Source organism: Facklamia sp. HMSC062C11, from assembly GCF_001810675.1.
GTDB lineage: Bacteria > Bacillota > Bacilli > Lactobacillales > Aerococcaceae > Facklamia > Facklamia hominis.
Genome location: NZ_KV802412.1, coordinates 18998 through 41209, shown reverse-complemented (window position 1 = coordinate 41209; position 22212 = coordinate 18998). Strand labels below are relative to the sequence as shown.

The following is a 22212-nucleotide window of genomic DNA, read 5'->3' as shown; positions in this document are numbered from 1 at the left end:
TTACTCCTCCTTCGTCAATTGGCGAATGTATAAAGAAATAAATGCCAACATAAACAATATGATTAACACGCTCAATGCTGAAGACATGCCAAAATCAAATTTCTTAAAGGCCTCATTATAGACACGCATCATTAAGGTCTCGGTTGATCTTAAAGGGCCCCCTTGAGTCATCACAAAAATAACATTAAAGGAATTAAAGGTCCAAATTGAAACGAGCGTAAAGGTAATCGTCAAAACGGGGGCGAGTTCTGGCAAAGTTATATGCCAAAATTGTTTCCAAGTATTTGCCCCATCCAATCTCCCCGCTTCATAAAGGCTCTTAGGAATCGCCTCTAAACCTGCTAAAATCATCATGGTAATTAATGGCCAGCCCATCCATGCATCAACAATAGAAACAGCATAGAGGGTAACATCCTTATCTGCCAGCCAAGCAATATTTCCTTGCACCCAATTAACGGCATCTAAAAAATAATTCAAATAACCATATCTTGTATCATAAATCCATTTCCAAATAATCGAAACAGCTACTTGAGGAATTGCCCATGGAATCAACATAATAAACCGTGCCAATTTCTTTCCATAAATATCAGAATTAATCAGCAAGGCAATCATTAAGCCACCTAACATTTTGATAGCTATGGTTACAAAAGAATAAAGCAAGGTAATTCTTAAATTATGATAAATTCCTTTATCCTTTAATAATCTTATATAATTATCGAAGGCAACAAATTTAGATTGATCACCAAACAATTCAACTTTCTGAAAAGATTGAACGAGAAGTAAAAACATAGGGTAAGCATATAAAATAGTTAGTAGAATCATTGCCGGTAATAAAAAATAAATCGCTTGAAAATTTTTCTTTTGAATCATAACGGCCCTCCTTTTTAAAAGAATATAAAGAAAGCTGGGTAAAACCCAGCTTTCTTTACCCTAAATAGGCTGATTTTATTCTTGCGTTAATGCCTTTTGAGCATCATCTAAAGCTTCTTGAGCTGTCTTTTCACCGGTTAATGCTTCTTGAATCGCTAAATTAAAGTGACGGTGGAAAGTATCCCAATTAGAAGTATGCGGATCGGGTTGTCCAAATTCAATAATTTCACTAAATGGTTTCATAAAATCTGTTTGGAAACGTTCGTCAGACTGTTCTGCTTTTAAGATTGGGAACCAGTCAAAGGCTTCAGAAATAGGACGTTGGTATTCTTCTTGACCCATAAAATCAATAAATTTCCATGCCAAGTCAGGATTTTTAGCACCCTTAGGAATTACATAAGAGTCAGTTGCAATATTAACAGCTTCTACTTTTCCTTTTGGTAATTTTGCTGTTAAATAAGGTGCTTTATCAGAAGCCTTATCTAATTCTTCTTTTTCCCATGGACCAGACATAAACATAGCTAAATCACCATTAATGAACATTTTAGCAGCTTCATTTCTAGGAGAGTCAAGTGGGCTAGGTACCAAATCTTCTTGTACAAATTGAGCTAAATATTCAAGCGTTTCAACATTAGCTGCATTATTAACTTCATACTCACCTTTATCATTAAAGATATATCCTTCATTTTGATAGAAGAAGGACATCAATTCGATAGAAGTACCAGGTCCATCAACTGGTAAGTAGAAAGCATACATATCTGGATTATCTTTTTTGATTTGACGAGCTGTTTCTAATAATTCATCCCAATTAGTTGGAGCTTTTTCAACTAAATCAGAACGATAGAATAGACCACGGCTAGAAAAAGCAAATGGAATTCCATATTGTTTGCCATCAATATTTGCTGCATGTAATACAGATTCAACCCGTGGTTCAGTAAATTCAGGGGTAATATAGTCATCTAGCGGTTGAATAATTCCTTCTTCCGCAAATTGTTTTAATGAACGAGTACCAATCATCATGATATCTGGTGCTTGGTTAGCTGAAGCAAGTTGAACAATTTTAGAGTTTAAATCATCCCAGTCAACATTAATAATATTAACCTTAGCGCCAGTAGCCTCTTCAAATCCAGCAACACCCTTATCCAATTCTTCTTTAAGGTATCCACCATCATAACCAGGAGCCAAAATAGAAATTTCATTGTTATCTTCTGCATGAACTAAAGGACTTAGTCCTAATAAACTGCTAGCCGATAGAACAAATGCTGTCGCTTTTAATAAAAACTTCTTCATCATTATCCTCTTTCCCTTTTGAATTTATATTCTTATTATCTCATTGACATAATATTTAATCAATATTAACAGATAGTTATTTGATATTTAAATATATCGCTAATATTTATTATAAAATTACATAAATAAAACAAATAAAAGCCCCTGCATTAGCAAGGGCTTAAGTTTCTTTATAAATTAGTCTTCAAAGACTGTTTGTCCAGAAACTTCAGTTGTTAAAGCCTTAAGAGCTTTATCAACTAAGTGTGTACGTAATTTGAATTCTTCCTCATGATCTAATGCTGGATTTCCTAATGGGTGAGGAATAGCAATCGTAGGAATGATACGGTTAGCACCTACAGTAAGAGAAATAGGTGTAACTGTACACATATGAACTACAGGAATACCAGTCTTTTCGATACCTTTAACCATTGTTGCTCCGCAACGTGTACAGGTACCTCAAGTAGAGGTAAGAATAACAGCATCGACATTATTTTCCAATAATTCCTTAGCAATAGCTTCAGAGTATGCTTTTGCAGAAGCAACAGCAGTACCATTACCAACTGTAGAGTAGAAATAGTGGAATAATTCTCCAATTTCTCCGTCTTTTTCCTTTTGACGTAATACGTCTACTGGGATAACACGGTCAGAGTCTTCGTTGGCATAAGTTGGGTCATAACCACCGTGAGCTGTTTCCCATTCACCCTCTTTAAGATCATCAACACCAGCAATGTCATAACGACCATATTTAGAAGCTGATGAAGATTCAATGTGATCTGGGTTACCATGAGGTACGATACCACCAGAAGTAACGATCGCAATCTTAGCTTTCGATAAATCTTTAATAGCAACACCTGGTTCCACATTGTCGAAGTCTGGCATTGGATATTCTGTTACAAATTCTTCGCCATTTAACTTCTTAACTAACATATCAACCGCACGGAATGATCCACGTTCTTCGGTAAAGAAGTTCTTACGGTGACGTTCGAAGTAACCATCTTCTTTAGGAGATAATTCTTTACCTTCTAAAATTTTGTTTACTACGTTTGCAATAGCAGGCAATGCTTTACGCATTGTTGCAGCAGAGTTACCTGTTTGAACAATATAAGGAACTTTCTTATACATATCCACACCAGGGTTTTCTTCGTACATACCAGTTACAGCTGGAATACCTAGACGTTCAACAACAGCTGTTGCAACCGCACCAGATGCAACCCCATAACGACCAGCGTTAAATGCAGGTCCCGCGATCACTAGATCTGGTTCAAATGATTTGATCATTTCAATAACTTCGTCGATTGCTTCTGGATTTTCGTTAAAGTAAGAGTCACCACAGACTACTGTACCAACGATTTCGCCATTATCTTTAATTAAACCATTAAGACCAACACCAGGTCCTTTAACGCCATCTTCTTTAAAAGGCTTTGTATCAGCTTTTTCTTCTCCACCGATACCAGCGTAGAATTGGTTAATATAGTGTACTACACGTTTCTTACTCATCATTTAACCTCCCTTATAATCCTTGATTAAACTCCACGAGCCGTGCGTTTATTGAAGCCCATTTCATTGGTTGCACCAGTGATAGCTTGAATTTCAACTTCAATTTCGCCATTTTCGCGTAAGCTTCCGTCAAATCCACCAGCAACTGTATCAACATAATCTAATGTACCGATAATACGATCCATTGGAGGTAATACAATCACTTCGTTAGCGTTTCCGCCAGTAACTACGGCATCTGCAGATGGATCCGCATCAGCTAGAGATTGGGAAGCACCGTCACGTCCAGCATATTCGTCTGTAACGATAACCGTCTTAACACCTTGTCCAGCAATTTTCTTAGCATTCATGATCAAGTCAGTATCTGGGTTACCAAATCCTTCTTGAGTAACAATAGCGCCATCCAAACCTAAATAACGGCATAATTTAGCTGTCCAGTCAGATGAACGTTTCTTATCATTCAAGTAAACCGCCTCGTTAGTGATGATAACACCGACAAAGTTGATATCTTTTCCATGACGTGCGTATAAATCTTCGATAACTGGATTATTTAAGTGGTGGTAAGTTGTATTCTTATCACAAGCAGACACACAGTTACCAGATACAATTGCTCCGTCCATTACTTCCGTTGGGTAAAGAATTGAAGGAACGATATGTTTAGCATCTGTTCCGTATACATAAGTATCGTGTAACAAACCTTGTGTTTGTAACATGTAAACATAACCAACTTTTGGTAATTCAGGGTATTCAGCGATTTGATCCAATAATGGTTTAGTTTCATAAGTAACTACTTCATCAGGTTCAACTTCTTTACCAAGTTTACCTAAGTATAAAGCAACCTTAAATCCAGCTTCACGAACGGCTTGTTCGTATTGGTGAGGTTTAATTCCTTCAGCAGGTTCTACAACTAAGCAGATGTTGATTGTCTTAGAGAATGGTGTTAATTCAGCACCAGGTCCTTGCATATCAACAATACCTTCTTGGAAACCAACAATCTTACCAACAGTTGCTACTGCACAGCCCTTAAGTGCGTGAGTACGGCCTTCACCTACGCGGTCTACTTTAGAGATAACACCTGGGAAGATTTCGCAGTCGCCTTCTACTTTACAACGTGGTTCGATCACGTCTTTGATTGGAGTGATACGCGTTGATTCGCCTGGTTTGGCAATTTCAACTTCACATTTAACAATGTGATCGTCTGCTAAAACGATCTCTTTAATTTCTTCTTCATTGATGTACAAAGTTCCGTTATCAACTTTTGATTCGGATGCTTTTTGAACATCATTAATTTGAATTTTTCCTAATTCAAGTTTCATTTAATCACCTCTGTTAATATTTCTAAATACGCAAGTTACTTGAATCGTAACTCAGGGGAGAAACGAATGCGAGATAAAGCATTTTCAATCAAGTCAAGATCAATATCCGCAAAATCCTCAAGAATTTGAGGGGTCCATTGTGGAGTCTTACGGTTTCTATTGAACTTTTCGTAGACATCCAATGCATTATCAATAAGATCAAGACTTTCCATATCAATCTGTTGTAGTTGTGTAGTAGTGATAAGGATTGATTTATAGTAGGTCTCGTTAGGTTTAATTGAACCGGACAATGGATGTGTTAAAATGACTTGACGTTCTTCAATCACTAATCGCTTAGTTTCTTTGAAGACATCCGCATATGTCCCATCGATAAATTCAACAGGACAGGACTTGATTTTTTCTTTAACCATCGGATTGTTTGTGATGATTTGCATTCTTTCACCTCTCGACACTAGTGCTGGATCATCTACGCTAATAAATGACCTAAAGAACAAAACCTTAGTGGTTGCACTAGCCCTTGTTCTTGTGAATATTATAACTAAAATCAATAAGTTTTACAAGTCTATTGTGGTTTTATTTTAAATTTCAAGTTGCTGCGCAAACTTTTTTGTTAAAAGAAGCGATATTATGGGTTTTTTCGACATAAATTCTCACTTCTTTTATTAAAATAAAGCTTATTAGAAAAATAAATAAATGCTTTTAAAGACTGGTTTTGGCATACAAATAGGCGCCCAATAAGTTCGCCCCATTTTTAAAATGACAGGTTGTTAATGGGACTGGTTCAAAAATCTCCTCCCTAAATACAAAGGAGGGATGATTCTCATAAAGTGCGTGATAGGCTTTTCTTATTCCCTCGATCATCAAGGGTTCGTTTGAAATTCCTCCACCGATAGCAATTCGCTCAACATCAAAAACAAGGTGAAGGTTATAAATAAGTGTGGCAATGACTCGACAATAGTCATTAAATAAATCGATCACCGGTTGATGATTAGTCTTTATCGCCTGAAATACATTTTCCGCATCATTCTCATCCTTACATTCTAACAAATGATTGGCTGGACGAACAAAGTTAAACACGCCCCCTTGTCTTACTAAAGGAGTAGCAGAATATTCTGGCAAAATAAATGAAACCTCTCCGGCCACATTATGACTACCTTTATACAATTTATGATCAATAATAATTCCTAAGGCAAGTCCTGTTCCTAAAGTTAACGCAAGACCATTAGCAACACCTTTTAAGGCACCTAACTGATGTTCTGCGATCACAGCAGCCTGCCCATCATTGATAAGATTAATTTTTTTCTGATATTGGTGCTGTAGTTTTTCTCGATAAGGATATCCTTTGAGAAAAGGTAAAGATCCATTAAAAACTAACACGCCTCGATCATCATCCACAATCCCAGTATGACTAATCGCAATTCCTTTGTCTTTTTCATTCAGCGAAGAAAAAACCTTTTCAAGTGCCTCCTCAAAAGCAGGTAAATCTAAGGGGGTTTTTACTGAAGGAAAAGTTTCTATTAGATCCCCCTGATCATTGACCCGACCCGACTTAATGTAGTTTCCTCCTACATCCATTACAAAATACATCTTCTCACTCCTTTGAAATATTATTGTTTAACAGTTCTAATAACGTTTGACTAAATAGATCGTATCCTCTTTTTGAAAGGTGAATGCCATCTATAGTATATTCGGGTTGAATTTCACCCTGATCCCGATAGAGTGCCTGCCAATCTAAAATTAAAGTTGAATATTCTTTAGCTAATTTATCCATTTCCAAATTTACAGATTCAATACGGTCAGGCTTCAAACGATTCGTTTCAGCTGTCTGAATGACATGGCATAAGATAATTGGAATCTCTTTATTTTGCTCTCGAATAAATTCAATCATTTTCTTTAGATTAGTAATAATAGATTCAACCTTCATTTGATAATAAAGTTCATTAATACCGAACATAATCAAGACAGCGTCTTTGCCATTTAACAATTCTGGTTCGCTAAGTAAACGCTGATAACCCTCCTTAGCTATAACTCCTTGCTTAGATACATTGGTAAGTTTCCAGCTTCCTAAATGATCTTGCTTATAAAAGGCAAGAATCGAATGACCGAGCATTAATAAATTCATATATATCTTCCACCCTCTTATTTGTTAGACAATCTGTATTTGAAAATTACTATCAATTTGACTATAATTATTCTAACATAGTTTTTAAAAAAACAACGCGCATTATCATCTATTGATACTAACTTTCAAACTTTAGATGACTTTTATATCAAGGAGTTTAGGTGTATGTCTAAAAAAGAATACTTATATATTACTTTTCATAACACGCTAGATGCAATGACTGCTGAAAATCTCTATAAGACCCATCAAATTTCTGGAAGACTCGTCGCTATTCCAAGCGAGCTTTCAGCAGGATGCGGCATGGCCTGGCGCAGTGAGCCTAATGAACAAACCCATATCGAAGAAGTCTCTAAGCAGGCCCAACTGTCACTCAATCAAATTGCCATTTTATAAGTATGGTCTACCCTTAAGTATTTAAAATCAGAATAAATCTGTTATACTTATAGAAGAATCTTTTTAAAAGGAGACTTTATATGCTTGAAAATGTAAAAATTAACTTTGAAACCATTGAATTAATGGATTTTTTCTGGCAAACAGCCGCTAGAAAAGAAAAGCTTGCCGATTCTTACCTACTTGACATCGCCAATCGCCCTGAGATGGAAGCAGTATATACGGATGATTTTAATAGTAACTCTGTCCGCAAAGTGTTGTCCGCGGTTATCAATTATGAACCTGTCAATGAAGCCACTTCTAAAGAATTAGAATTCTATCAGTCAAATAAGTTCTTTGCTGATGATCCAGGTAATGTTGAGTTAACCCTTCCAACGATTAAGACACTCAATGTGAATTATTTAAAAGAAAAGTTTTCAGGAGACACTAAGTATGACAGCGTTCAAATTAACTTTGTTCCAGCCTACGACCTCACCGATAAAATTGAAGATAATATCTTAACGATTAACTTCTTTAAATTAAAGATAGATTTCACCGATTTCGAAACCGTTCTTGTCAACGATCAAAAATTAGTTGACTATATCGAAAGCAAACTCGAAACCATCCTCAAATAAGAAAATAAAAGCATCCTATCATCATTGAAATGAATAGGATGCTTTTATTTTATATTGAAAAAGATTCTTCACTATGCGCATCAAAATATTTTATATTTGATGGGACAATGCTAAAGGAATACACTTCTCCCTCATGATATGGGTTTAATCCATAATCCCTCATTAAAATTAATTGATCATTGACGATTAAGTTCACATAGTTTTCGGCCCCTAATTTTTCAATATGATCAATTTTTGCGGTAAAGGTATATAAATTCCCCTCGCTTCTAGCAGGAACAATGTGCTCCGGTCGAACACCTAAATAAAATGGACTATTTTTTTCAATAGACCAGCTCAAATCATTCAGAGTAATTTTCGACTGATCAAAATATAAAAAGTTCATAGCTGGGCTTCCTATAAAGGACGCCACAAATCGATTTTTGGGATGATGATAGATTTCTTCAGGCTTTCCAACTTGTTGAATCAACCCCTTATTCATTACCACAATCCGATCCCCCATCGTCATTGCTTCAACCTGATCATGGGTAACATAGATAAAAGTTCCTTGAATTTTCTTTTGCAAGTTAACAATTTCAGATCGCATGCTCACTCTCAATTTGGCATCTAGATTAGATAAGGGTTCATCCATTAAAAAAGCTTGTGGTGACCGAACAAGACACCTTCCCAACGCCACCCGTTGCCGTTGACCTCCCGATAGTTGACGAGGCTTTCTATCTAATAAATCATCAATTTCAATCAGCTTTGCCGTATGTCTAACCTTACTGTCTATCTCTTCTTTACTAAGCCCCTGAATCTTTAAAGGATAGGCTAAATTTTGAAAAACTGTTTTATGAGGATATAGGGCATAAGATTGAAAAACCATGGCTAAATCACGATCTTGAGGTCGCAAATCATTAGCTAGTTGGTCATTAATCCATAATTCCCCCTCACTGATTGACTCCAGACCTGCAATCATTCTTAATGTTGTTGATTTTCCACAACCAGATGGACCTACAAATACAACAAATTCCCCATTATGAATATCTAAATTAAAATTTTCTACCGCCATTAGCTCATCATCATATTTTTTACAAACATTCTGTAGTTTAACGCTTCCCATTACTTATCTTCTCCTTCTTAGAAGTAACTTACTCTTTTATTGGAACAACACCTAGACCCACCCCTAAATATTCTGGATGGGCTATCGCCATTTTTTGCAAACTTGTCATTGGTTTATTCTTATAATATTCTGTTTCAAAAATTGAATATAAGGGATAGTCCTTATACTTAGCTGAAGCTAATAATTCAAACTGTGAAGCAAAGTCTAGAATGCGAGAGCCGCTCGAGAGCAAAAATTCATTATCGGGATTCAACAGCCATGAACAACAATAAAAATAATTGATCCCCGCTTCCCTAAAAAAGCTTCGCGCTTGACAAAAAGAGTGATTCACTGCACCTTGATCCAGTGATGTCCCTGCCATTATATGTATACTTAGCACTTCTTGCCCTTGGAGCATTCTTTCCTTGCTGGCTTCTTTCCATGTTAATTTAAAAGGAAGCAAGTTAAAATCTAACTTCAACCGCTCATATTGCAAGGAGCCAAGACGAAAAATATTTAAGAAAAAGACTCTTAACAACCAGTGCCCGTCATCTTCAGTAAGTCCCAAACAATGATGACGATTAGAATAGAGGTTTAATCGATACACCAAATCACTCAATGTATCTAAAAAAATTGATTCCGAATAATTTCTTTCTTGATAGATTTGCTTTAAAGCGGGCAAGAGATGAATTAATACCTGTGCTCTTTCAGCATCATTTATTTTAACAATCATACGATTTGAATCAAATGCCATCCCCTGATAGCCCGAGTCAAGTATGTCAAGAATCAACGACGATTCAGGCAAGGTCCTATTATAATAACTAAAATCAAAACCCAACAGTCGTAATATCTGGTCCAAAGACTGCTCATGCTCATCAACCGAAAGTGTCTTAAAATATTCGGTATATAATTCTATCATCTCTTCTATCCTTTCGTTGCTCCACCAGTCAATCCACTAATTAAGAATTTTCTAAAGGTCGTTGCTAAAACAGCTGGGGGAAGTATGGCTAATAAACCAGAAGCGGCGATCAAACCATAGGAGGCAGTATAACGTCCTTTAAAATCCTGAATCACGAGTGTAATTACTTTATTAGCTTGGCTTGTAGTTAAAATCATAGGAATTTGGAATTGACTCCAAGCAGTTAAAAAAACGACTAACAAACTAGTAATAAGAATTGGCCAAGACAATGGCAGTATCGTTTCAAAAAACACTCGCCATTCACCTGCACCATCCATCATTGCTGCCTCTACAACCTCATAGGGCAAGTCCTTAAAGTGATTATAGATTAGCCAAGTATTTAAAGGAATAAAGGCCGAAACATAGATAATAGCAATCCAAAATAAATGATCCAAAAGATCGTTCTGGGCAAACATAGCATATATCGGAATGATCGTCGTAAATACTGGTATAACCATAGTTAATGTAATCAACAAAAATACTGGTTTTTTCCCTTTGAAATTATAACGGTAGAAGGCATATGCCGTCATCAAAGAAATAGGCACAGTTAATAAAACACTGATCGCAGACATCTTCACTGAATTGATAATCGCTGGAATTATCAAACGATAAGCGGAAGTTGTCGGATCCATTAACTGCTTGAAATTATCAAAGTTAATATGTGAAGCAATAATCTGACTAGAAGCTTTTGTAATTTCCCCCTCAGGTGTTAAGGCAATATTTAAAGCCCATAAAATTGGTCCTAAGGTAAATATTAAAAAGACAAGTACCGCTAGAAAGTAGGCAGCATTTGCTAAAAATGATTTTTTCATAAATGACCTCCTACATATCTTTCGCAATATTGCGAACATATAAATATCCAAATATTCCTGTTAGTAGCATCACTACATAGGTAATCGCCGAGCCATAACCAAAATCTAAAAATGAAAAAGTATTTTGATAATTATAGATCAACAAGGTTTGAGCATCTTTACGATAGTCCACTAAGGCGACAATCTCATCAAAAATATTTACAGCTGATAAAGATGCCTGAGTTAAGCAAATCAACAAAGAAGGTAATAATAATGGCAGAGTCACAGAAAAAAAGGTTTGAGGACTATTTGCCCCATCCATCGCTGAAGCTTCATAAATGTCTTGTGGAATACTTTGCAGATTCGCTAACAAAACAATCGCACAGAAAGGAACGACCTGCCATGATACAATTAAAGAGACAATTAACATCAGCCAACCTGTATTTGCGGTCCACGCAATGGAAGCTTGGGTGATGCCAGAAGATATTAATAATTTATTCAACATGCCATAAGAAGGATGAAAAATAAAGGACCACAAAACCCCATTCACTAGAGGTGGTAATGCCCATGGTAAAATCGCTATTGCAGTCAATAGCGGTGTTAATTTCCGTTTCTGATTCAATAATAGTGCTACAAACAAGGAAGAAATCATCACAAACAAAATAACATAAGCTAAAACAGAGAGTGAATTAATCAAGGCATTATGAAAATTCTTATCTTGTAAAACAGACATATAGTTCCTAAGACCAATCATTTCGATTTGATCAGGTCTTGTTAATTTAAAACGATGCAGACTATAATAGAATGTTTTTACAATCGGATAAAAAACAAATATTCCCATAATCAATATACTTGGTAATAATAAAAACCAAGGCGATTTATTATTTTTAATCATATCATTCATTCTTTCTAAAAAAGCTGCCGATAGGAAAATAAACCATCGGCAGCTATCTTATTTTTTAAGATTATTTTTGAGCTAAAGCATTGACCGCTGATTCGATTTGTTCAACCGCTTGTTCAACGGTTAATTGGCCAGTCGCTAATTGGTTAATACCATTAAAGATTTCACTAGACATTTCTGCGTAATAATCTGGCACACCATTAGGGAATGGATTTTCAACAATTCCAGCAACATCGTAGAAAACATCACCATGTTGAATTTGTCCAGCTTCAAATAATTTTTCAAGAACTGATAAACGGGTTGGAGTGGCTGAAATTTCAGCATTTAATTGTTCTTGAATTTCAGGAGAAGTATACCATTTAACAAATTCCAAGGCTTCTTCTGGGTGTTCAGTATATGCTGATATACCAATCGCTTCATTGAATGGTACTGTCTTATCTGCATAATCTCCATCTTTAGAAAGTGGGCGACTTGGTTGAACTTGGCCAACAACTTTTGATTCAGATTCATCTTCAATTCGAGTTACAAATGAAGAAGGTCCAGTCATATTTGCCGTGTCACCCGTTGCAATTTGACCGTATGCTTCCATACCAGAAAGTGTTGTGTTAGCTGGATTAACAAGTTCATCTTTCACCAAACTGTCAATCAAAGTTAAAGTATCTACTAAGGCATCGTGATTTAAAGTATTATCATCATTAAATACGATACCATTACGCGTATAAGCCAACCATAAGAAGGTTGTTGTCGAATTTTCTTCGGCTAACAGTGGAATTGAAATCGGATAGTCCACAACACCCGCTTCTTTAATCTTTTTAGCATCTTCAATCAATTGATTCCAGTTAGTTGGTAATTCTTCAATACCAGCTTTTTTGAACATCTCTTGATTAGAATAAGCAATTCGGAAGTCATTAGCATAAGGAACAGCATAATATTGATCTTCCACCTTAAATGTTTCCAGGTTTGGCATATCCTTTAGAGTATCCTCATCAATCTCAATTGGAGCTAACCAATTAGCTGAGACAAATTCACCGGTCCAGGACCAGTCAACTTCTATTACATCCGCTGCCGCTTTTTTACCTACTGAAGCTGTAGCAACTTTATCACGAATATCATCCCAAGCTGTTGGAATCACATTTACTTTAATGTTTGTCTTTTCTTGGAAATCCTTCAACATATCATCTGTTGGAACTCCCCAATCAGGAATCATTAAACTGATTTCAACAGGTTCTTCTTCAGCAAAAACTGGAGTAGTTAAACTTGACGTAATTAATGACGACAACGATAATGCCGCTGCTAAACAGCCTTTTAGAAATTTTTTCATAAAAATCTCCTCCTTGTTAGATTAATTTAATTTTACCATCTTATTCATCAGATAGCTATTTTTTATATATAGAATTATATAATAATTAACTTTATTTTTTAATGGTATCCACTCTAAAAGTTGAACCCTCAGCCATTTATAGACCTTTAAAAAAATTATAAATTAAATTAAATTAAATTAAATACTTTTTAAAAGTTTGCATTTAACAAGTGCATACAAAAAAGCCCAACCAAGGGTTGGGCTTAAATTAACACTTAAGGTATTCTACATATAGCCAGCTTCAGTAACGACTTCTTTTGCTTTTTCAGCATTAGCATCAGATACCATAACAATTGGACCTGAGCAACCCATACCGGATTCAGCATAAATGCCAGCTTTCCAAAGTGCCTTAACAGCATCTTCTAAGTCTAATACATCAATTCCTGATAAGGAAGAAGTAACAATCTCTTTTTCCGGAGCTTTAACTTCTTCTTCAACAGCTGCTGCTTTTGGTTGTAAACCTTCAACAACATCTTTAAGACCAGCATGTTTAGCAGATTGATATTCAGCCTTTGCTACTTCTACTAATTTTCCTTTAGCCATTTGATAAGCATATTTTAGAGCGTTGGCAATAACTGGTGCACCTGAAGCACGAGAAACGATGTTAATAATTCGATCGTAACCATCGCCAACCCCTGGTCCATATCCAAAACCTGTCGTTTCATAAGTTCCACCAGATGTATAGGATCCAAATAATTTCATTAAAATATTACCCGTTAATGAATCACAAACCATAACATCAGTCGATCCAAGGAGCAGGTCATTACCACGTAAAGCTACACCACCATCAGCACGTGCAGATTGACCAAAAGTAATATGATATCCTTTATCTTTTAATTGGTTTAATGCTCTCTCAACAGTGTGTGCTGAATCAACATTAACAATACCAACAGTTGGATTTTCAATTCCTTTTGCTTTAGCTACAGCAATACCATTGATTGCATTTAAAACCATCGCTTCTGCACGAACAGTTGCTGTTGTTCCAGTAGTAGTTGCAATGAACACTTCTTTACCTAAGGCAGGAGTAATCACGCGTCCTACAGTAGAAACACCGATTGGGAAAGTATGATGTAATGTCACAGCCCCATCAATCGTTCCATCTTCCAATAACTTATCAAGAGTAGTTTCTACTTCCTGTTCATTATTAGCTTCATAATGTTCGTAATCGCTAGTCCAATCTTGGCTTTCACCGATTAATACGACTTCGAATAATCCTTCTGCTTTGGCAATAGCAGCTGCTTCACGCATCACATCAAAGCCTAATTCAGAGCCATTAATTGTCAAACCAATTTTAATAGATGGGCCTACTTGTCCACTCTCTAGAGTATGAGCTAGTTCATTGAAAACATCTTTAATTGCTTGATTTACTTGGTTAGTCATGCGTTCGCTTCACTCCTATTCTTCTTCTGAACCTGAGAAGTTTTCAGCGAATTGGCGTAATGCCTTAGCAACTTCAGACTTCACAGTTTCTTTCAAGTCAGAAGATCCAGCTGTTTCAACTTCTCCACTGTTACGTTCGATAATTACGGATACACCGTCGAACAAGTTTGTCATACGACCTAAGAATAATGATCCTTTACCAACGATCATTGCACGGTTAACATCTGAATCGCTTGTCATATCATCCACAGCAAATCCTAAGTAAGGAACACCAGAAGGAATATGACCTTGAGTTGGAGCCCATCCAGGTACACCCTTTTCAGAAACGAAGTTAGGTAATTCTTTACGTTCGATTTCTTTACGTAATACCCCAACAGCAGCAATCATCTTCAAGTTAGCTGTTGGAACATCCCCTGCTCCCGCTGGCTTGGTAATATCTGGGTTTTGCATTTCAACAGAATATACATCAACATCTGGAACACCTAAACCAGCTTTATCAAGTGGGTCACCTACTAAAGCTGTCATAACTGCTTGTGGAGATGAACCTGAAGACACCGTGTGGCGTCCAGCAAAATCTGTACGAATAACTGGGCTCTTACCATCATTTTGAGTAACTAAGAAAGCCATACCTGCAACGCAATCTTCTAATAATGGCATATCTTTTTCATAGTGAGACTTACCGTTCATACCTAATTTAGCAGTAGATCCCCCAGCAACTACAGCGACTGCCTTATAAGTACCAGCTTGGACTAATGATGCTGCTGTGATTAATGAGTGAGAAGGTGCACCACAGAATGCACGAATATCTGCTCCAGAGGCATTTGCTAAACCACATTGTTCAGCAATCGCCTTAGCCATGTTACCACCACCACGTTGGTTAACATCACCAATAGCTTCTTCTGAGCACTCAATGACGTACTCAATATCTTCAGCATTGATATCTCCTGAGTCACGTAATAAGTGACGTAAGGTAATCACACCAGAAGCTTTATTAACTAAGTTTTCTAACATAGTATGAGCAGACAAGTTAGGGTCGATATCATGGGCACGTTCTACTAAACCAACAAGGTTTCCTTGATAGTAGATACCTTCTGCGCCATTGTTATCAACTTGATCTTGAATCCATTCAGATGTTTCAACTTTATGGATCTTGTTAACATCATCTTTGAACATATCATTTTGGGACAAGGCTTCTTTTACTTGTTCTGTAAATTTCTCTTCTAAGTAAACTAAGTCAAAAACGTCAACAATTGATAAAACACCATAAAATTCTAATTCAGGCATAATTTCGCCACGTTTTGAATAGCGTTTAGCTTCTACTAACTTATTATAGCGTGGTTCTTCAATCTTCTTTAATTCAGAATAATGTAGATTATTGATATATGCTTGGTTAGCAGGATCGCCACAAACTTCTTCATAAGAACGTAAATGTGAGCTTAAGTTCTTAAGATACTCAGAATCAGGATTGGTTACCTTTTCTGTCGTTTGAGTTGAACCATTATGCACCAACATATTTGGAACGTGAGCTAGCGTATAAGCAGCAGCTTTGATAACTGGAAAAGTCATTAACATTTCTCCTTTTACTTATAAGATTTTGTACCTCTATTATTTCACAGATCGCCTTAAATAGCAAGTGATGCGTCATATATGAAAAGACAGCACCTAGGTGCTGTCTTTTGAGGCATATTAAATATTATGCTGTGTATTTAGAAAATTGATCGCGAATTGATTTCATTTCTTCGGCGATTGAATCTACATCTAATACCATTTCCATCATTCCGACTTGTTCGTCATAAATGTCTGGATCTGCATATTCTTTAAATTCTGGTTCAGTTGCATGGTAAACAGCTAATCCCAATGGAGTAGCAGTTAATGGACCAGCATAAGTTGGGTCACCATTAGTTACTGTTTCAGCAGCAAGTCCTGCAGATTCAGCTTCGGCACCACCTAAGATTACGACTAGATTCTCTGCACCATATTTTTCAGCGGCTTCTTTGATACGACGTTGGTTTTCCAAATCCATGGCACCTGCGGCCGTTCAAACGAAACATTCTGTAGATGAGAAGAGAACCTCTACTGGTTTACCTTCTAAACATGCTTCAATGGCTTGTCCAGGAATACCGTCCCGGTCACCAATGATAAGAAACTTTTTGTTATCAAAAAATGACATACATTTACCTCCTAAAAATATTGAAATAAAACATTTCGCTTACAACATTATCACTACTACACTTGTTATTATATGATCAAACTTTGAAAATGTCAAATGTTTTTATAAATAACTTTTATTTTAACGTTTTCATTATTTTCTTTGTTTGAAAACCGCTCTGTGTCAAGGTTATTTCATTTATTTGTTTTACTAATAAATCACAAGTTTGCTTGGTAGGCGTTTTCATTTTATTTAGAAATCTTTATAATACATGTTAAATATAAAAAAGGAGTGATTCATTGAAAATTCTACATGTTATCGCCCAACTTCCAGAAAGAACGGGTTCAGGAGTTTACTACCGTAACCTCGTTCATTCTCTAACTGAATTGGGCCATCAAAATGCACTTGTTTACGCCATCCAGGAGCCATTTAACCATGATATTCAAAAGGATTTTGTTTTTCCTGTTCAATTTTTAAGTGAGGATATTCCCTTTCCAATTGCTGGAATGTCTGATGTCATGCCTTATCCAAATACGATATATTCTGAAATGACTGAAAGCCAAATAACCATTTGGTCCAACGCTTTTAAGAAACAATTGAATGATGCTAAAAAGACATTTAAGCCTGATTTAGTAATTTGTCACCATCTTTGGTATTTATGCCAAATTACTTTAGATATATTTTCAGACTGTCCTGTAATAGCAATCAGCCATTCAACCGACATCCGTCAAGCCAAACGTTTCCCACATCTTAAAGATCGCTATGTGCCAGACTTATCTAGTTTATCAGCTGTATTTGCCCTTTCCTATGAAAATATGGCAGATATTCAAGAAGTTTATCAGATTGATCCTAAAAAAATAAAAGTTATGGGTAATGGCTATAATCCAGAGATATTTTATACACATAAAAAAAAGACACACTCTCAACAGGATCCAATTAAACTAATTTATGCGGGTAAATTGGTCCATTCCAAAGGAGTCTTCCAGCTAGCTCAAATCTACCCATCCCTTAAAAAAAAATATCCCCAAATTGAACTTCATATGATAGGCATGGGAGAAAAGGCCGCCAAATCACAATTACATGAACTCGCTTGTTCCGGTGATATTGAAGGTTTCTTTCAATATGATCCAATGCCTCTCCAGGAAGATCTAGCTGATTTTATGCGACAAGCTGATATCTTTATTCTCCCTTCTTTCTACGAAGGTTTGCCAACCATTGTATTAGAAGCGATGGCCTGTGGATTAAGAACAGTTGTCAGTCAATTGCCTGCCCTGCATGGTCTTTTAGAGTCCTCTCTAAATTCAACAGGTATGATTGAATATGTTCCACTTCCTCAATTAATTAACCAAGACCAACCCGTTGAGGCAGATTTACCACAATTTAATCAACAACTCCAATTAGCCATTGAAAAGCAGATCCAACGGGTTCAATCAAACAACCCTATTGCATCATCTACTTGGGAAGCAATTCAAGCATTTTCCTGGCCTCAGCTCGTTCAAAAAGAAGCCAAAGTCCTAGAAGAAATTCTTTCTTATAGATAGGCATAATATTGAAAGTATGTTATCCTTAAATTAACTAATAAATGAAAGGAAGTTCCCATGAATAAAAAATTATTAATGGCAAGTACAGCTGTTTTATCTTTTGCAAGTCTCATTAGTACTCAATTTTCTCCCGTCTTTGCAGAAGATACAAAGAAAGTCGTGGTCTACTCTAACACATTAAATGATGAAAGTCGTTTAGCAAAAGTAGAAGAATTAGCTAAAGAAGCTGGTTTTGAATTAGAAGTTGTGGTCGCTGGTTCTGGAGATATCTACAATCGTGTTTTAGCTGAAAAGGCCGACCCTCAAGCTGATGTAGTCATTGGCCTTGATGAAGCCAACTGGTTAAACCTTCAAGATGAAGTAAAACTTCACGACTTTGAACCTGTTTGGGCTAACGAGATTGACAGTGAAGCTATTCTAGGTGCAAAAGCCTTTTATCCTTTTGCAGAATCCTATATCTTCGGACTATATAATCCAGATAATGTAACTGAAGACCAGGTTCCTAAACGATTAGAAGAATTAGGTGAAGATCCTGCCCTTTCTGGAAAATACCGTATTCCAGAAAACCTTGGAGGATCAACCCACCAAAAAATTATTTTATCCATTTTAATGCAATACCCCGATGAAAACGGAGAACTTGGAATTTCAGAAGAAGGTTGGGATAAAGTCGCTAAATTCATAGAAAATGGTTATCAAACAAGAGAAGATGAAGATCATTGGCAACTCATCAAAGATGGAGACTTACTCTTTGATTATTTCCATGCTTCTGGTACTGCAACGGCTATGGATAAAGATCCGGAGCTTAATGTTAAACCAATCAATCCTGAATACGGTGTATTTACAATGCGTGAACAAATCGGAATTCTAGATAAAGGCGAAGATAATGACTATGCCAATGCAGAAGAATTTGTTAATTGGTTTGGTTCCGATGAGGTTCAAAAGACATTAGCTGAAGAATTCGGCTTTATTCCCTTAACATCTGGAGCTAAAGATGGCCTTAATGAAACAATGAAATCCCTTATCGATCAAGTAACATCAATGAATGTCGATTGGGACCTTTATCGTGATAATGTAGATGCCTGGGTTGAAAAGCTTGAACTCGACTATATGCCGTAAATAACAAACACTATATAGATAAATGAAGAGGCTGTGGCCTAAGCCCACAGTCTCTTTTTTTTAAGGAGAATATCATGATCGAATTACAAAATGTTCAAATTAAATATGATGATTTTGTCGCTGTAGACCAAGTTAATTTAAAAATAAACAAGGGAGAATTCTTTACCTTTCTTGGACCTTCAGGTTGTGGTAAAACAACAACACTAAGGGCTATCGCAGGCTTAACTCAACCTAGCCAAGGAAAGATCTTTATCAACGGACAAGACATTACCCCTCTTCCAGCTGAAAAACGGAAAATTGGTATGGTCTTTCAATCTTATGCTCTATTCCCTACCATGACCGTTTTTGACAATATAGCCTATGGTCTAAGAGTAGACCGTCTTCCAGAAAAGACCATTCAAGAAAAAGTCTACCAACAAGCAGCCATTGTTGACTTATCCCCAGAAGATTTAGTAAAAAATGTTTCCCAACTATCTGGAGGACAACAGCAACGGGTTGCCATTGCTCGAACTCTCATTAAAGAACCACAATTGATTCTCTTTGACGAACCCCTTTCCAATCTTGACGCTAAATTGCGTCAACAATTAAGAGTGGAGTTAAAGCAAATCCAGGCCAAAACAAATTTAACGGCTATATATGTTACTCATGATCAAGAAGAAGCCTTAGAGCTTTCAGATAGAATTGCGGTCTTTAACCAGGGGCATATTGAACAAATAGCGGATCCCATTGAACTATATAATCATTCTGCTAATGAATTTGTCTGCAATTTTATCGGACGTGTTAACCAATTTGAAAGTGAAACAATGGAACACTTAAATCAAGACAATTCTTATCAACTAGACTCTCAAAAAAAGACGTATATTCGTTATGAAGCCCTGCATGATCAACGTCAAAGTAATGAAGATATACTAATTAGTGGGACAATTTGTCATCGAAGCTTTCATGGATCCCAATTCTTATATGGTATCAAAGTTAAAAACCAGGTTATCTATTTTATAATCCTCAATCAACAAGAGCCACATTATCAAATGGGGGATTCCATTCAAATTTACTTTAATCCAAAGCAACTTTTAACTTACACCAAAGAGGAGGAATAAAATGTCTCGAACAAATATCCTCCAAAAAACCATCAAATGGCTTTTTTATATCATTCTGGCTTGGTTTATATTGGCTGTCATCATCAATCCCATTTTCTCAGTCATTCAAACCAGTTTATGGCCTCAAGGGGCACTTAATCTTCGCGCTGTTGAAAAAGTATTCAAATCCCAACGAGCGATGCAATCTATTCGAAATTCATTCTTATTAGCAGTTTGTCTGACATTTAGCTGCAATATTTTAGGCCTATTCATGGTCTTAGTGACTGACTACTTTGAGATCAAGGGAGCAAATCTTTTAAGATTGATTTATATGACGACCCTATTAATGGGTGGTATGGTCATGAACTTTGGTTACTTACTTGTCTATGGAAAAAATGGCTTTATCACCCAATTATTAGCACTAATCTTTCCCAAGATGAATATCTATTGGTTTGAAGGATTTGGACCTGTGCTTTTTATTATGACCTTAGGCTGTACACATATTCATATGCTATTCTTAAGAAATGCCATTCGCTCAATCGATTTTCATCTCTTAGAAGCGGCTCGTTTACTAGGGTCTAATCCAATGCAAGTCCTAAGAAAAGTTGCTTTGCCTACGATCCTTCCCGTGATGCTAACCCTTATTATCATGACCTTCCAAACTGGGCTTGGTGCCTTTTCAGCTCCCGTTATGGTTGGTGGGAAGGATTTTCAAACGATCTCACCTTTAATCTTGACTTTTGCTAATCGACCACGTTCCCGTGATATCGCAGCTGTTTTATCTGTGTTTTTAGGTTTATGTCAAATTCTACTGCTCTTTTTGATTACCCGTAATGAAAGAAAGTCAAACTTCCTATCAGTCTCAAAAACACAAGCAAAATTACATAAACAAAAAATTAATCTTCCTTGGTTAAATGCTTTGATTCATACATTAGCATACGCCTTAGCTGCTTTATTCTTACTTCCTTTTGCAGCCATTATTGTTGCCTCTTTTACCCAAGGTGCCGCATTAAGGCAGTCAACGCTCTCACTCAATCACTTAACTTTGGCAAATTACTATAAAGTTTTCAGCCGATTGGACCACCTCCAACCTATCATAACATCCATTTGTTATTCTGCGATTGCTGCAGTGGGTGCTGTACTATTAATCACGCTAGTAGGTCGAATCTTACAAAAATCAAAGCATGATTGGAAGGCAAATATTCTTGAATATAGTTTTTATATTCCCTGGTTAGTTCCTTCACTCATGCTTGCCTTGGGTTATCTCATGGCCTATGATCAGCCAAGCCGTCTATTGTTGGGGCGTAGTGTGATTGGATCTTGGTGGATTCTTCCATTAGCTTATCTTGTTATTTCCTTACCAAATAGTCTGCGATATATTAAGGCGGCTTATTTTGGATTAAGTCCACAATTAGAAGAAGCTTCTCAACTGCTTGGAGCCTCAAAGATTCGAACATTTATTAAGGTGTTACTACCTATTCTCCTCCCCACTATTTTAGCTCTGATTGCCATTCAGTTTAATCAGTTAATTGATGATTATGACTTATCCGTTTTCCTCTATCAACCGTCTAATCCTACTTTAGGGATCGAAATTCGACAAAATGCAAACCCAGATACCAATATTGATGCTCAAGCAATTAATGCTGTATACTCAGTTGTCTTAATGGGAATTAAAGGAGCCGCTTTATATTTTATTTATGGTTCTTCAGATAGAAAAAATAAAATTAATTAATAAAAAAGAAGATTGTGTCTAATAAAACACAATCTTCTTTTCTTTTATAGTC

21 protein-coding genes are annotated in these 22212 nt (G+C 36.4%); 6 read left to right on the top strand and 15 right to left on the bottom strand.

The annotated features are described in order from the left end of the window. The 7 genes from HMPREF2758_RS07255 to HMPREF2758_RS07220 all read right to left on the bottom strand — a co-directional run bounded on the left by HMPREF2758_RS07255 (position 1) and on the right by HMPREF2758_RS07220 (position 7074). Entirely contained in the window at positions 1 to 870 is an 870-nt protein-coding gene (locus HMPREF2758_RS07255; RefSeq protein WP_006907335.1) for a carbohydrate ABC transporter permease, read from the bottom strand. Positions 871 to 945: 75 nt separating this feature from the next. Then, positions 946 to 2160, bottom strand: a complete 1215-nt coding sequence (locus HMPREF2758_RS07250; RefSeq protein ID WP_006907334.1) for an ABC transporter substrate-binding protein — start codon at positions 2158 to 2160, stop codon at positions 946 to 948. Positions 2161 to 2337: 177 nt separating this feature from the next. Next, positions 2338 to 3639: a glycine reductase complex selenoprotein B gene (grdB, locus tag HMPREF2758_RS07240; RefSeq protein WP_081634502.1), complete on the bottom strand. Its 1302-nt coding sequence runs from the start codon at positions 3637 to 3639 to the stop codon at positions 2338 to 2340. Positions 3640 to 3665: 26 nt separating this feature from the next. Further along, complete coding sequence (locus HMPREF2758_RS07235) at positions 3666 to 4952, bottom strand: glycine/sarcosine/betaine reductase component B subunit (RefSeq protein WP_016647559.1); 1287 nt, start codon at positions 4950 to 4952, stop codon at positions 3666 to 3668. A 35-nt stretch (positions 4953 to 4987) separates the two neighbouring features. Beyond that, positions 4988 to 5386, bottom strand: coding sequence for a GrdX family protein (locus HMPREF2758_RS07230; protein WP_016647558.1), 399 nt, complete (start codon positions 5384 to 5386; stop codon positions 4988 to 4990). Between the two features lie 265 nt (positions 5387 to 5651). Further along, on the bottom strand, positions 5652 to 6539 hold the full coding sequence (locus HMPREF2758_RS07225; protein WP_016647557.1) for an ROK family protein: 888 nt from the start codon (positions 6537 to 6539) through the stop codon (positions 5652 to 5654). Positions 6540 to 6543: 4 nt separating this feature from the next. Beyond that, positions 6544 to 7074, bottom strand: a complete 531-nt coding sequence (locus HMPREF2758_RS07220; protein ID WP_016647556.1) for an SGNH/GDSL hydrolase family protein — start codon at positions 7072 to 7074, stop codon at positions 6544 to 6546. Between the two features lie 165 nt (positions 7075 to 7239). On the opposite strand from HMPREF2758_RS07220, the gene HMPREF2758_RS07215 reads away from it, so the two are divergent. Then, positions 7240 to 7467 (top strand): putative Se/S carrier protein, encoded by a 228-nt coding sequence (locus tag HMPREF2758_RS07215; protein ID WP_016647555.1) that lies wholly within the window; start codon positions 7240 to 7242, stop codon positions 7465 to 7467. An 80-nt stretch (positions 7468 to 7547) separates the two neighbouring features. Next, positions 7548 to 8078, top strand: a complete 531-nt coding sequence (locus tag HMPREF2758_RS07210; RefSeq protein ID WP_016647554.1) for a TDE2712 family protein — start codon at positions 7548 to 7550, stop codon at positions 8076 to 8078. Positions 8079 to 8127: 49 nt separating this feature from the next. Here HMPREF2758_RS07210 and HMPREF2758_RS07205 read toward each other — a convergent pair whose 3' ends face one another. The 8 genes from HMPREF2758_RS07205 to grdA all read right to left on the bottom strand — a co-directional run bounded on the left by HMPREF2758_RS07205 (position 8128) and on the right by grdA (position 16716). Beyond that, positions 8128 to 9177, bottom strand: a complete 1050-nt coding sequence (locus tag HMPREF2758_RS07205; RefSeq protein WP_070609776.1) for an ABC transporter ATP-binding protein — start codon at positions 9175 to 9177, stop codon at positions 8128 to 8130. A gap of 28 nt (positions 9178 to 9205) precedes the next feature. Next, complete coding sequence (locus HMPREF2758_RS07200) at positions 9206 to 10075, bottom strand: acyltransferase domain-containing protein (protein ID WP_070609775.1); 870 nt, start codon at positions 10073 to 10075, stop codon at positions 9206 to 9208. Between the two features lie 5 nt (positions 10076 to 10080). Beyond that, positions 10081 to 10926 carry a carbohydrate ABC transporter permease gene (locus tag HMPREF2758_RS07195; protein WP_070609774.1) on the bottom strand — a complete coding sequence of 282 codons (846 nt, stop codon included), beginning with the start codon at positions 10924 to 10926 and terminating at the stop codon, positions 10081 to 10083. A 10-nt stretch (positions 10927 to 10936) separates the two neighbouring features. Next, complete coding sequence (locus HMPREF2758_RS07190; protein WP_246823275.1) at positions 10937 to 11800, bottom strand: carbohydrate ABC transporter permease; 864 nt, start codon at positions 11798 to 11800, stop codon at positions 10937 to 10939. Between the two features lie 70 nt (positions 11801 to 11870). After that, positions 11871 to 13127 carry an ABC transporter substrate-binding protein gene (locus HMPREF2758_RS07185; RefSeq protein WP_006907321.1) on the bottom strand — a complete coding sequence of 419 codons (1257 nt, stop codon included), beginning with the start codon at positions 13125 to 13127 and terminating at the stop codon, positions 11871 to 11873. A gap of 264 nt (positions 13128 to 13391) precedes the next feature. After that, entirely contained in the window at positions 13392 to 14546 is a 1155-nt protein-coding gene (grdD, locus tag HMPREF2758_RS07180) for a glycine/sarcosine/betaine reductase complex component C subunit alpha (protein WP_006907320.1), read from the bottom strand. A gap of 15 nt (positions 14547 to 14561) precedes the next feature. Continuing rightward, positions 14562 to 16112 carry a glycine/sarcosine/betaine reductase complex component C subunit beta gene (grdC, locus tag HMPREF2758_RS07175; RefSeq protein ID WP_070609773.1) on the bottom strand — a complete coding sequence of 517 codons (1551 nt, stop codon included), beginning with the start codon at positions 16110 to 16112 and terminating at the stop codon, positions 14562 to 14564. Positions 16113 to 16239: 127 nt separating this feature from the next. Further along, positions 16240 to 16716: a glycine/sarcosine/betaine reductase complex selenoprotein A gene (gene grdA / locus HMPREF2758_RS07170; protein ID WP_081580732.1), complete on the bottom strand. Its 477-nt coding sequence runs from the start codon at positions 16714 to 16716 to the stop codon at positions 16240 to 16242. 278 nt (positions 16717 to 16994) lie between these two features. On the opposite strand from grdA, the gene HMPREF2758_RS07160 reads away from it, so the two are divergent. From HMPREF2758_RS07160 to HMPREF2758_RS07145, 4 genes are all read left to right on the top strand, one after another. Then, positions 16995 to 18236, top strand: coding sequence for a glycosyltransferase family 4 protein (locus tag HMPREF2758_RS07160; RefSeq protein WP_006907316.1), 1242 nt, complete (start codon positions 16995 to 16997; stop codon positions 18234 to 18236). A gap of 57 nt (positions 18237 to 18293) precedes the next feature. Next, entirely contained in the window at positions 18294 to 19352 is a 1059-nt protein-coding gene (locus tag HMPREF2758_RS07155; RefSeq protein ID WP_006907315.1) for an extracellular solute-binding protein, read from the top strand. Between the two features lie 74 nt (positions 19353 to 19426). Beyond that, positions 19427 to 20449 (top strand): ABC transporter ATP-binding protein, encoded by a 1023-nt coding sequence (locus HMPREF2758_RS07150; protein ID WP_006907314.1) that lies wholly within the window; start codon positions 19427 to 19429, stop codon positions 20447 to 20449. 1 nt (position 20450) lies between these two features. Continuing rightward, positions 20451 to 22160, top strand: a complete 1710-nt coding sequence (locus HMPREF2758_RS07145) for an ABC transporter permease (RefSeq protein ID WP_070609772.1) — start codon at positions 20451 to 20453, stop codon at positions 22158 to 22160. The last annotated feature ends 52 nt before the right edge of the window (positions 22161 to 22212 follow it).